Here is a 12,997-nt window from a genome sequence, read left to right as displayed (position 1 = left end):
TTATTATCAGAATGAAACGCAGGAGCTTACCGCCAATATGTTGCCACGCCTATTTGCTGCCTTGGTACTTTCAGCCCTGAGTTTTGGCCTACAGGCTGAAACCATCAAAGAAGGCGTCTCTTTTGCCATACTGGGTGAACCTAAGTATTCATCCGATTTCAGCCATTTTGATTACGTCAATCCAGCCGCCCCGAAGGGTGGGGATATCACGCTATCGGCCATTGGTACCTTTGATAACTTTAACCGTTATGCATTGCGCGGTAACCCGGCGATACGCACTGAACGGCTGTATGACTCACTATTTGGTACCTCAGACGATGAGATTGGCAGCTACTATCCATTAATTGCCGAGTCCGCACGTTTTGCGCCTGACTTACACTGGATTGAAGTTGATATAAATCCACGTGCCCGTTTTCATGATAACACCCCTATTACCGCACAGGATGTCGCCTTCACCTTCAATAAATTTATGACCGAAGGTGTGCCACAATTTCGCATTATTTATAAAGGCGTACAGGTAAAAGCCATTTCCCGGCTGACAGTGCGTTTTGAATTCCCGGAACCGAATAAAGATAAAATGTTAGGTTTGTTTGGCTTACCGGTGATGCCTGCTCATTTCTGGCAAAACCATAAACTGAGTGATCCGCTGAGCAAGCCCCCCGTTGGCAGCGGCCCTTATCGCATCGGCAAATATAAGATGGGCCAGTTTATTACCTATGAACGGGTGAGAGATTACTGGGCAGCCAATCTGCCGGTTAACCGTGGCCAATATAATTTTGATACCATCCGCTACGACTACTATCTGGATGATAAAGTCGCATTGGAAGCCTTTAAAGCCGGTGCATTCGATTTCCGTGAGGAAACCTCACCGAAGAGTTGGGCGACACAATATGTCGGGGGTAATTTTGCGAAAAATTATATCGCCAAGCAGGATATTGTCGACAACTCAGCACAAAATACCCGATGGATGGCATTTAACGTTCAGCGCCCGATTTTTAGCGATCGACGAGTTCGCCAGGCACTGACGTTAGCTTTTGACTTTGACTGGATGAATAAAGCCTTCTATTTCAATAGTTATCAACGCACCAATAGTTTCTTCCAAAATACTGAATATGCGGCAAAAGGTTATCCAGATAGTGCCGAACTGGCTTGGCTGGGTCCGTTGAAGGGCAAAGTACCACCAGAGGTGTTCACACAGATTTATCAGCCGCCACAAACTGATGGCAGCGGCGACTCACGGGATAATCTGTTAAAAGCACGGGAATTGCTTAGCGAAGCAGGCTGGGAAGTGAAAAATCAGCAATTGGTTAACAGCAAAACCGGTAAGCCTTTTGTTTTTGAATTGCTGTTACTCAGTGGCAGTAACTTCCAATATGTTCAACCGTTTAAACATAATTTGCAGCGTTTGGGCATTACCATGAATATCCGCGAGGTTGACAGCTCCCAGTTTGTTAACCGCCTGCGCAGTCGGGATTACGATATGATCCCGACGGTTTACAGTGCCTTCCCCTACCCTAGCCCAAATCTGCAAATTTGGTGGAGCTCGGCTTATATCGATTCCAGTTATAACTCCTCCGGGATTAAAGATCCGGCTATTGACCAATTGATCGCAGAGATTATCAAACATCAGGATCAGCCAGAGGCATTACAGTCCCTTGGCCGGGCACTTGATAGGGTATTGACCTGGAACTATCTGATGATTCCGATGTGGTACTCCAACCATGCCCGCTTTGCCTATTGGGATAAATTCTCGATGCCGGCAGACCGCCCCACCTATTCGCTTGGGTTTGATAGCTGGTGGTTTGATGTCAACAAGGCAGCTCGTCTGCCAACAGAACGTCACTAGGGGGCTGCTGTGGGTGGATATCTATTACGGCGACTATTGCTGGTTATTCCCACGCTGTGGGCAATCATTACCATCAACTTTTTTATTGTGCAAATTGCACCGGGTGGGCCAGTTGATCAGGCGATTGCCAATATTGAATTGGGTCACTCCAGTGGGTTTACCGCCGGTGGCGGTGATGGTGGGCTGGGGGGGGCTAAAGTCGGCCTCAATGCGGCACAAGTGGGTGATAGCAACTATCGCGGTTCACGCGGGTTAGACCCAGAAGTTATTGCCGAAATCAAACAACGCTTTGGTTTTGACAAGCCGCTGCACCAGCGCTATTTCGATATGCTATGGAGCTATGTCCGCTTTGATTTTGGCGACAGCCTGTTCCGGGGTGAATCGGTAATGTCGTTAGTGAAACATAGCCTGCCGGTCTCTATTTCACTTGGGCTATGGAGCACGCTGATTATTTATCTGGTTTCTATTCCATTAGGCATTAAAAAGGCGGTGCGCAATGGATCAGCTTTTGATACCTGGAGCAGTACTCTCATTATAATCGGGTATGCCATTCCTTCGTTTCTGTTTGCGATTTTACTGGTGGTGTTGTTTTCCGGCGGCAGTTATTTCGATCTATTCCCACTACGGGGGCTGGTTTCCAGTAACTTTGATACCCTGCCGTGGTACGGCAAAATAACCGACTATTTGTGGCATATCACTTTACCGGTATTGGCTACCGTCATTGGCGGCTTCGCCACGCTGACGATGCTGACCAAGAACTCGTTCCTTGACGAAATCCGCAAGCAATATGTGGTGACTGCGCGCGCTAAAGGGTTACCCGAAGAAAAAATTCTGTATCGCCATGTCTTTCGCAACGCCATGTTGTTGGTTATCGCTGGCTTCCCTGCCACCTTTATCAGCATGTTTTTCACCGGGTCGCTGTTGATTGAAGTGATGTTTTCACTTAATGGTTTAGGGCTATTGGGTTATGACGCCACTTTGCAGCGTGATTACCCAGTGATGTTTGGCACTCTTTATATTTTCACCCTGATTGGTTTACTGCTGAATATCCTCAGTGATATCACCTACACCCTGGTTGATCCACGGATTGATTTTGAGGGCCGCCAATAATGATACGGCTAAGTGCTATTAATCAGGCCCGCTGGGCGCGTTTTCGCAATAATCGCCGTGGCTACTGGTCACTGTGGATCTTCCTGACACTGTTTATTATCAGTCTGTTTGCCGAACTGATCGCCAATGACAAACCGCTGCTGGTGAACTATCAGGGCCGAATTTATATGCCTTTTATGGTTAATTACAGCGAATCCACTTTTGGTGGGATTTTAACCACGGCGGCAGATTATCAAGACCCTAATGTGATTGGCCGGATTAATGACAATGGCTGGGCCATCTGGGCACCCATACGTTTTAGCAATAACACCATCAATTTTGCGACTGATGTCCCTTTCCCTTCGCCACCTAGCCGGACCAACTTGCTGGGCACCGACAGTACTGGCGGCGATGTCTTAGCCAAAGTCATCTATGGTTTCCGTATCTCGCTGTTATTCGGCCTGACATTAACCCTGTTCTCCAGCGTAATTGGTATCTGTGCTGGCGCGGTACAAGGTTATTACGGCGGCAAAATTGACTTGTGGGGGCAACGATTTATCGAGGTGTGGTCGGGGATGCCGACACTATTTTTAGTGATTCTACTGTCCAGCATCGTCCAACCCAACTTCTGGTGGCTGTTAGCCATCACCGTGCTGTTTGGCTGGATGGGATTAGTGGGTGTGGTGCGAGCAGAATTTCTACGTACCCGAAATTATGACTATATCCGTGCAGCACGAGCTATGGGAGTAGGTGATCGAGTCATTATGTCGCGCCATATGTTGCCCAATGCCATGGTGGCAACACTAACCTTCCTGCCCTTTATCCTGTGCGGTTCGATAACCACACTAACCTCACTGGATTTTCTCGGTTTTGGCCTGCCGATGGGGTCACCGTCATTAGGCGGTCTGTTATTAGAAGGTAAAAATAACCTTCAGGCTCCCTGGCTTGGCATCACCGCATTCCTGGTATTGGCAGTGCTGTTATCTCTGTTGATCTTTATCGGCGAAGCAGTACGTGACGCCTTTGACCCAAGTAAGGTGTACTGATATGGCGACTTCACCACTTCTGGATATTCAAAATCTCAGTGTTGCATTTCGCCAGGCGAATATTGATCGCGAGGTGGTCAGCGAGCTGTCATTGCAAATCAATGCTGGTGAGACACTGGCACTGGTCGGGGAATCGGGTTCGGGCAAGAGTGTCACCGCGTTATCAATATTGCGTTTACTGCCTTCACCACCGGTGGTCTACCCGGGCGGTGATATTCTGTTTGCCGGGCAATCTCTGCTGCATGCCGATGAACCGACGCTGCGAAAAGTGCGCGGCAATCAGATTTCAATGATTTTCCAAGAACCTATGGTGTCACTCAACCCACTGCATACCATTGAAAAACAGTTGGCAGAAGTGTTGTCACTGCACCGCGGTATGCGCCGGGAGGCGGCCAGAGTTGAGATTATTCAATGTCTCGACCGGGTGGGTATTCGTAATGCCAAAGGGCGTTTGGGCGATTTCCCTCATCAACTTTCCGGCGGAGAACGCCAGCGGGTGATGATTGCGATGGCGGTATTGACCCAACCTAAATTACTGATTGCCGATGAACCTACCACTGCGCTGGATGTTTCGGTGCAAGCCCAGATTTTGAGTTTGCTGAAAGAGTTAAAGCAAGAGATGGGCATGAGCTTGCTATTTATCACCCATAACCTGAATATCGTGCGCCGGTTGGCAGATAACGTGGCAGTGATGCGCGAAGGCCGCAAGGTGGAGCAGAATAGCCGTCAGGCGCTGTTTAGTACCCCACAGCACCCCTACACCCGCCAATTATTAGACGCCGAACCACAAGGTGACCCACTGCCCCTCACGCCGGGTCTAAAACCCCTGCTTGAAGTAAAAGGTCTACAGGTGGCGTTTCCTATTAAACGTGGTTTATTACGACGTACCGTTGATTACCATTATGCTTTGCACGATCTTAATTTCACCCTGAATCCCGGTGAGAGCCTTGGTTTGGTGGGTGAATCAGGCTCAGGGAAAAGCACCTCAGGGCTGGCATTGCTGCGCTTGTTACCCTCAAAAGGTGAGATTTGGTTTAGCGGGCAGCCATTACACAAGTTTACCCCTAAACAGATGCTGCCCTATCGCAGCCGAATTCAGGTGGTATTCCAGGATCCCTACTCAGCGCTAAACCCACGCCTGAATGTGCAGCAGATAATCGCCGAAGGGCTGGAAGTTCATCAAAGACTCAGTGCGGTACATCGTGAACAACGGGTGATTAAAGCGATGGAAGAAGTGGGATTAGATCCGGTCACCCGTTATCGTTATCCAACCGAGTTTTCTGGTGGCCAGCGCCAGCGCATTGCCATTGCCCGTGCGTTGATCTTGCAACCGCAGTTACTGATTCTTGATGAACCGACCTCTTCATTGGATAAGTCGGTACAGGCCCAAATTCTGGCTTTGCTGAAATCCCTTCAGCAGCGTTATCAGCTCAGCTATCTGTTTATCAGTCATGACTTGCAGGTAGTACGATCACTCTGCCATCAGGTGATTGTATTAAGACAAGGCGAGGTAGTAGAACAAGGTGACTGTCAGGCCATATTTGCCGCGCCCCAACAGCAATATACACAGCAGTTGCTACAATTTGCGGATACGTCAGATTGAGGTCTGGTGCGGGGCATACCCAAGCGCCATGACACCGACCAACGCGCAATAGCTAATTAGAAGGGGTACAAGGCGGTCAGGGTTTCGGCAATGGCGACACCGACATCTTTCAGGCGACACATAGTAGCACTCTCATCCTGAGTGTGAACAAATAGACAAGGCTCGCCTTCCCATTCGACTATCGCGGAATCCACTTGTATCTCTTGTAGAGAGAGGTGGAGCCGCTGCATGATAATCTGCGCATGGCTGCCATCGTGGCTGAGTAACTTCAGCCCCATAAGATCATTATTGCTATCGTCTATCGCCGTCAGTGGTATCGGTTCAACTTTGACCCCGATAAAACCTGATAACCAACGGTAACTTTGCGGCAGACGATGTACTACCGAAAGTTGGATATTATTCACGTGTTTTTCCTAGTAAAAATAAAAATTCAAAAATTACAAAAGCACCACAATGACTCACACTCACTAAAGTTATAGCCGCTAAGTTGGCATTGTGCCTGATTCCCCCCTCATCAAAACACAACATTGATAACAATTTAGAAACTTAAAACCAACAAAGCCATTTTTGTGTTGTTTTTTTAATCGTGTGTCAGCCCTGCATATCCAGACTGAAACCACCGGTTTGAGATTTAGATCCCATTTTTCGTTATATTTATACCTTTATGGCGACCATCTCAACCATTTTTCTTGCAAACCCATTACTTATTGCTCGCGAAATTTTTACATTTGATGAACAATCACATGTTATCTCTATGGCTCAAAATGAAATTAATCAATTGATAAATATATAAATTTACTAACATACGTAACTATTCGACTGACAGAAATATCTGATAAAAACGCTTCAATAACAATTTGCGATTTTTTATATGTTCGCTCAAAAAGTTAACAATATGGTGCCAATCATAACTATGCAATAAATAATGATATGCATGCTTATTATATTGATTGAACGCAAGAACCGCGCATTTTTAAGTGGCAATTCGGGCGATATTGACGGGAATAAATGAGTCGACGAGGAAAATAATTGAATAAATAAATAATGAGTACATTGAGGATAAATAATGTCAGTGAAGGGAACGCCCTAAGACGCCCCCTCACCTTCTTGCAATAACCATTAACTGATAAGCCCCAGCAACTTAGCCTTGATAAGGATTACGGCGATAGTTATTACGACGATAGTTATTTCACCGCATCCTTATGTGGGCGACTGGCATAAAGATACAACAACATGGCCACAATTATACAAAATGCCATTGAGCTTACCATTGGCCAGGCACTGCGGGATGGCGCCATCGACAACAGCGTTCCTACCACCGCACCAATACCAAAGCGTAGGGTCCCTGCCAGAGAAGACGCAGTACCGGCCATATGTGGGAAATCATCCAAAATAACCGCCATCGCATTCGAGGTGATCATGGCGATGCAACCGACATAAGCCGCTACACCCAATACCAACGCCCAGAACCCCATCCCAGTGGCGCAAACCACCAGCAACCAGATCCCCATAACAAATTGCACTAGCATGCCAAATCGGAACATTTTAAGCGCTCCGAAGCGGCGTACATTGCGGCTATTAATCAAGGTCATCAAGAACAAGAAGACAATATTCAGCGCAAAATAATAGCCAAAGTTTTGTGGAGAAACGCCGTTTAAATCGATATAAACAAAGGGACCGGCACTGAGGAATGAGAACATCCCAGCAAAAGAGAAACCGCTCGCTAACATATAGCTCAGTACCCGCTTATGGCGGAATAACGTGGCAAAATTGCCAATAGTGGTGCGCAAATGGAATCGTTGCCGTTTCTCTCGCGGCAAGCTTTCTTTAATAAACAGTGCAACCAAAATCGCGCCGACCAATGCAGCACCCGCCATGGTCCAGAAGATGGCGTGCCAGCTAAACCATACCAACAATGCACCACCGATAATCGGTGCCAGCAAGGGTGCGATGGTCATCACCAACACTACAAAAGACATCATGCGAGAGAAGTCATCTTTAGTGAACATATCGCGCATCAATGCATTAATCACCACACTCGCGGCGGCGGCAGACAAACCATGCAGGAAACGCAAGTTAATCAGTTGTTCGATTGATTGCGCCATGGCACAAGCCATACCCGCGAGCGCAAATATTAGCGTACCCCAAAAGATAACCGGCTTGCGCCCGAGGCTATCAGCCATTGGCCCATAGAACATTTGTCCGATGGCAAACCCCAGCACATAGGCGCTTAGAGTCATCTGCACCGCACCACTCTCTACGCCAAACTCCTGTGCAATAATCGGCATACTCGGCAGATACATATCAATTGCCAAAGGCATCAGCATCGATAACAAACCGAGGATAAAGATCAAGCCAACGTGGGATGTCCGGTTCTTCTCTTCATTTTGGGTACTGGCATGCACGTTCAACAACTCCTTCAATAACCTACCGCGGGTTATACCCGTCATACTTCAAGCCGCATGTGCGTTGGCTACGCTCTTTCACCCGAATCATTGACTCCCGTCAACTCATCGGGACTCTATCGTTTGCCGCCTTCCTGCAACTCGAATTATTTAGTGTAATATCAACGGCAAGACAGCCCGCGCTGTAATAGAAAATCAATTACAGATGAGGCGCGCCGACACTGGCAATCTCTTCTGCGGTTAACGGGCGGTACTCGCCTGGCGCCAAATCATCATCAAGTTTAATGTCGCCAATTCGCTCACGATGCAGCTCTATAACCCGATTTCCCACCGCCGCGAACATCCGTTTTACCTGATGATAACGCCCTTCACTGAGGGTTAAACGCACCAACTGAGGCTCTATAACCTCAAGTTGAGCCGGTTTGGTGAGAGATTTTTCATTATGCAACTGTACACCATCAGTAAATTGTTGCGCGGTATCATCAGCCAATGGGTGTTCCAGCGTCACCAGATAGGTCTTTTCACAATGATGGCGCGGTGAGGTGATCCGATGCGACCACTGACCATCGTCGGTCATCAGTACCAATCCGGTGGTATCGATGTCCAAACGCCCGGCGGCATGGAGTTTGTATGCCACTGGCTCATCAAGGAAATACAGCACGGTCGGGTGATCTGGGTCTTCTGTCGAACACACATAACCCTGCGGTTTGTTCAGCATGAAATAACGTGGGCCAACGGTTTGTTGTAATGGGTTGCCATCAAATCTCACGTCTTGTTCCGGTGTCAGCTTAATCGCACCACTTTTGACCACTTCGCCATCAATAGTGACTCGTTTTGCCCGCAGCTCGCGCGCGACTAACGCCCGGCTGACACCTAATTGCTGAGATAAAAACTTGTCCAATCGCATTGAATCTACTTTGCCTGTTGTCTTGTCGTACCGCTGACGGGCACGATACCCGCAATCACACCCGCCAACGACAGCAGGATGCTCATGATACGGTGTGAAATGAATGAAGCAGTTGGGAGAAAATCATTTGCTGCCTACCAGATTCATCAGTATAGCGGCGGTTGCCATATCATCCTAGGAACAGTTACGTAAAAAGTTGTTATTGAGAAACAACTTACCCCCAGAGTGCGCCGCGTCTATCACGCCACCCCATCAGTGCTAACTTGGGGCCTCGCGCCAACAGCCTCCGACAGGCATAATAGTCAAAAGTTTTTCATTATAAAGAGAGAGAAATGTCACGCATACGCGCGGAAAAGGGTTGCGGGGAGAATGGGTTGAAAACCATCGGGCTGGTGCACTAATGGCATTTACACTGCGCCCCTATCAGCAAGAGGCTGTCGATGCCACTCTTGCCCATTTTCGCCGCCACAGTGAGCCTGCGTTGATTGTTCTACCCACCGGGGCAGGCAAAAGTCTGGTGATCGCCGAATTGGCGAAACTGGCTCGCGGGCGCGTTCTGGTGCTGGCTCATGTCAAAGAGTTGGTAGCACAGAATCACGCCAAATATTGCGCCTACGATTTAGAGGCTGATATTTTCGCCGCTGGCTTGCAGCAACGCCAAAGCGCAGGAAAAGTGGTGTTTGGCAGTGTGCAGTCAGTGGCACGAAACCTGCCCCTGTTTGATAGTGCCTTTTCACTACTGATTATTGATGAATGCCATCGTATCAGTGATGACGATGACAGCCAGTATCAGCAAATTATTCAGCATTTACGTACCACCAACCCCCGACTGCGCTTGCTGGGATTGACCGCCACACCTTACCGATTGGGAAAAGGCTGGATTTATCAATTCCATTATCACGGTATTACCCGTGGTGATGAAAAGTCCCTTTTTCGCGATTGTATTTATGAATTACCCTTGCGCTACATGATCAAGCACGGTTTTCTGGTCCCCCCAGAGCGGTTGGATATGCCCGTGGTGCAGTATGATTTCAGTCGCCTGACCAGCAACAGTAGCGGCCTGTTCCGAGAAGCAGATTTAGACCGTGAACTTAAGCAGCAGCAACGAATTACTCCGCATATTGTTAACCAGATAATTGAATATGCCGCTCAACGTCGCGGGGTAATGATTTTTGCCGCGACAGTTGAACACGCCAAAGAGGTGTATGGCTTGCTGCCAAAAGACGAGGCTGCACTGGTGAGCGCCACTACCCCGCCTAATGAGCGCGATGCGTTAATCACTGCCTTTAAGCAGCAGCAACTGCGCTATTTGGTTAATGTGGCGGTGTTAACCACTGGCTTTGATGCCCCCCATGTTGATCTGATTGCCATTCTTCGCCCCACGGAATCGGTCAGTTTGTATCAACAGATAGTCGGCCGAGGTTTGCGGTTATCACCGGGTAAAGAAGATTGCCTGATTCTGGATTACGCTGGCAATCCCCATGACCTTTTTACCCCTGAAGTGGGTACCAGCAAGCCGCATAGTGGCAGTCAGCCGGTTCAGGTATTTTGCCCAGATTGCGGCTTTGCCAATATCTTCTGGGGAAAATGTACCGAGTCGGGTGACATTATTGAACACTATGGTCGCCGCTGTCAGGGGTGGTTTGAGGACCAACAAGGCGTGCGGGCGCAATGTGATTATCGCTTTCGCTTTAAGTGCTGCCCGCATTGTGGGGCGGAAAATGACATTGCCGCCCGCCGTTGTCACCAGTGCCAGGAGGTTCTGGTCGATCCCGATGATATGCTGAAAGCCGCGTTAAAATTAAAAGATGCCCTGGTGCTGCGTTGTGGCGGTATGAGTCTGGAGACGGGCCATGACGCAAAGGGTGAGTGGCTGAAAATCACCTACTACGACGAAGACGGCACTAATACCAGCGAACGTTTTCGCTTAACCACCGCCGCGCAACGTATGGCATTTGAACAAATTTTCCTGCGTCCACACCAACGGGCACCCGGTGTGGCGCTGAAATGGCAAACGGCGGCCGATATCATCGCGCAACAAGCCCTGTTACGTTATCCCGATTTTGTCGTGGCCCGCCGTCGTGGGCAATGGTGGCAAATTAGAGAAAAGATATTTGATTATCAGGGCCGTTTCCGGCGGGCTGACTCCCTTGCCTGAGCCGCATTTAGCCTGAGATTTTCGCAGTTTTATTTGCTGTCTGGTCGATATTTCGCTAGAATGCCGCCCGCTTTGCTCTGGGTTTACCCAATCAAAGCCGAGTATCGAACCTGTTGCTGGGTCGCCTGTAGCAGGGTAAATTTTCTTTAAGAGAAAACAAAATGACCACTATCAATGTAGAAGTACGTAACGACCAGGGTAAGGGTGCGAGCCGCCGCCTGCGTGCAGCAAATAAATTTCCGGCAATCATTTACGGTGGTTCTGAAGCAGCTATCTCTATTGCTCTTGACCATGACACCACCAAGAACCTTGAATTGAAACCGGGCTTTTATGATTCCGTACTGACTCTGGTTGTTGACGGTAAAGAAACCAAAGTTAAAGTACAGGCTGTTCAGCGTCACGCTTTCAAGCCAAAACTGACTCATATCGACTTCGTTCGCGTTTAATCGCGTCGCTTTCGATATTCGGGACGCCGAAATAAAAAACGCCGCTTATGCGGCGTTTTTTATTGGCTATCGTCACGGTGGTAACCGTTACTTTTTGCCTGAATTACGCTGTAACTGATCACGCAGATTGGGTGGAGTGCCTTTAATAGTCAACGTATCTGTCGCGGCATCCCAAAAAATACGCTCACCCAGCAACAATGCATCAAAATTGATACTCAACCCACCCCCACTGCCAGCAAATTTGGTTAACTGGCGCAAAGTACCGCGATCTGCTGGGAAACTCTCTTCTAACGCATAACCCTGTTCAGCCGAGAATTGCTGAAAATCTTTCTCACCCAGCGTTGGTAGCTCTTGAGAAAGCGCCTGCAACGCAATCTCTTCACCGGCTTGTAACTGCTCATTACAATAGCTATAAACCTGCTGACGGTATGCCTGGCGCTCATTTTTGCCAAGTTCAGCATCCGCGCAGTAATCATCAACCGCCTGTAATAAGCCCCGATTTTGTGCTTTGGTGTCCAGCCCCTCTGCTGCAGAGAGGAAATCCATAAAGAAGTCGGACACTTTGCGCCCTACCCGCCCTTTCAAGAACGTAAGGTAACGCGTGGATTCTGGATTATTTTCCCATTCGGTTAAATCGATACGGGCAACAATATCAGCACGGTTAATATCGAGATAATGAGTGGTACTGAGATCAAGTTGCTCATTCACTCGCATACTATTACAACTGCTCAGTACCGAGATAAGCAGATACTCCACCGCCAGATAACGATATTGGCAAAACAGCACCACACCGCCTTCGGCAAACGGATATTTGGCTAACTCATCACGTAAACGCCCGGTGGCAGCACGGCTAAAACTGAGGAAGTCTTCATCACCCTTACGGCTTCGTTTCAGCGCTTCAGCCAGCTCGCTCTGCTCATTAAACAGCCCGTAAGCTTTGCTTTTGGCGCTGTAAACACGATGCAGTTCGGCCATCATTTCTTCAACTACAGCATTGGCAGGTAACAGAGAATCGCGCAACACCACATCAAGCGTTTGTTCATCACGCTTGATAAGCTGATGTAAGGCTATCTGGTCAATATCCAGACTCATGATAAATACTCCTTTTGGCTAGGGGCGTATTCAATCACTGATGCCTGAGAGCTGCAACCCTAAAGCATTCGCGCCCCTCAATTAATGGCTAATGATTCTTAATGCTATAAAATAGCGGAAAAGCGTGTCTCTATACGGTAAGATGTGGGACTTTGTCAGGTATTGAGCACACTTTTTATGGCACAATCATCCCGTTATAGCGACGAACAAGTCGAAAAACTGCTGTCAGAATTGGTCAGCGTAATGGAAAAAAACCGTACTCCCACCAATCTTTCTTTGATGGTGTTGGGGAATATGGTAACAAATTTGATCAATACTAGCGTGGCCCCAGCGCAGCGCAAAGTATTGGCACGTTCTTTCGCTGAAGCTCTTCAAGCTTCGATAAGTGAAGATAAAGCTCATTAA

Annotated in this window: 11 protein-coding genes; 7 read left to right on the top strand and 4 right to left on the bottom strand. The window is 48.2% G+C overall.

Annotated features, from left to right (window positions below):
• Window positions 1-37 precede the first annotated feature (37 nt).
• The 4 genes from V1955_RS07510 to yejF are packed head-to-tail and all read left to right on the top strand — an operon-like array spanning window position 38 to window position 5,584.
• Window positions 38-1,846, top strand: a complete 1,809-nt coding sequence (locus tag V1955_RS07510) for an extracellular solute-binding protein (RefSeq protein WP_442820728.1) — start codon at window positions 38-40, stop codon at window positions 1,844-1,846.
• A gap of 9 nt (window positions 1,847-1,855) precedes the next feature.
• Window positions 1,856-2,956 (top strand): microcin C ABC transporter permease YejB, encoded by a 1,101-nt coding sequence (locus V1955_RS07505; RefSeq protein WP_083158354.1) that lies wholly within the window; start codon window positions 1,856-1,858, stop codon window positions 2,954-2,956.
• A complete protein-coding gene (locus V1955_RS07500; RefSeq protein WP_442820727.1) occupies window positions 2,956-3,981 on the top strand; it encodes an ABC transporter permease in 1,026 nt (341 codons plus the stop codon). The genes V1955_RS07505 and V1955_RS07500 overlap by 1 nt, the downstream gene beginning before the upstream one ends.
• 1 nt (window position 3,982) lies before the next feature.
• Window positions 3,983-5,584: a microcin C ABC transporter ATP-binding protein YejF gene (gene yejF / locus V1955_RS07495; protein WP_372559398.1), complete on the top strand. Its 1,602-nt coding sequence runs from the start codon at window positions 3,983-3,985 to the stop codon at window positions 5,582-5,584.
• Between the two features lie 56 nt (window positions 5,585-5,640).
• Here the strand turns inward: yejF and V1955_RS07490 are convergent, their stop codons facing one another.
• From V1955_RS07490 to rsuA, 3 genes are all read right to left on the bottom strand, one after another.
• On the bottom strand, window positions 5,641-5,988 hold the full coding sequence (locus tag V1955_RS07490) for a YejG family protein (RefSeq protein ID WP_083158351.1): 348 nt from the start codon (window positions 5,986-5,988) through the stop codon (window positions 5,641-5,643).
• 780 nt (window positions 5,989-6,768) lie between these two features.
• A complete protein-coding gene (locus tag V1955_RS07485; RefSeq protein ID WP_083158350.1) occupies window positions 6,769-7,989 on the bottom strand; it encodes a Bcr/CflA family multidrug efflux MFS transporter in 1,221 nt (406 codons plus the stop codon).
• A 199-nt stretch (window positions 7,990-8,188) separates the two neighbouring features.
• The gene (gene rsuA, locus V1955_RS07480) at window positions 8,189-8,896 is read right to left on the bottom strand and encodes a 16S rRNA pseudouridine(516) synthase RsuA (protein ID WP_372559399.1); all 708 of its coding nucleotides are present in this window, start codon (window positions 8,894-8,896) and stop codon (window positions 8,189-8,191) included.
• 400 nt (window positions 8,897-9,296) lie between these two features.
• On the opposite strand from rsuA, the gene V1955_RS07475 reads away from it, so the two are divergent.
• Window positions 9,297-11,054 (top strand): DEAD/DEAH box helicase, encoded by a 1,758-nt coding sequence (locus V1955_RS07475; protein WP_083158347.1) that lies wholly within the window; start codon window positions 9,297-9,299, stop codon window positions 11,052-11,054.
• Between the two features lie 161 nt (window positions 11,055-11,215).
• On the top strand, window positions 11,216-11,500 hold the full coding sequence (rplY, locus tag V1955_RS07470) for a 50S ribosomal protein L25 (protein WP_004700538.1): 285 nt from the start codon (window positions 11,216-11,218) through the stop codon (window positions 11,498-11,500).
• Window positions 11,501-11,587: 87 nt separating this feature from the next.
• Here the strand turns inward: rplY and yejK are convergent, their stop codons facing one another.
• On the bottom strand, window positions 11,588-12,592 hold the full coding sequence (gene yejK, locus V1955_RS07465) for a nucleoid-associated protein YejK (RefSeq protein ID WP_083158346.1): 1,005 nt from the start codon (window positions 12,590-12,592) through the stop codon (window positions 11,588-11,590).
• A gap of 177 nt (window positions 12,593-12,769) precedes the next feature.
• On the opposite strand from yejK, the gene V1955_RS07460 reads away from it, so the two are divergent.
• Window positions 12,770-12,997, top strand: a complete 228-nt coding sequence (locus V1955_RS07460; protein ID WP_372559402.1) for a YejL family protein — start codon at window positions 12,770-12,772, stop codon at window positions 12,995-12,997.

Origin of the sequence: Yersinia sp. 2545 StPb PI, assembly GCF_052217125.1 — a bacterium.
GTDB lineage: Bacteria > Pseudomonadota > Gammaproteobacteria > Enterobacterales > Enterobacteriaceae > Yersinia > Yersinia enterocolitica_E.
The sequence above is the reverse complement of the archived record's forward strand: the minus strand, read 5'-3'. Positions and strand labels throughout refer to the sequence as shown.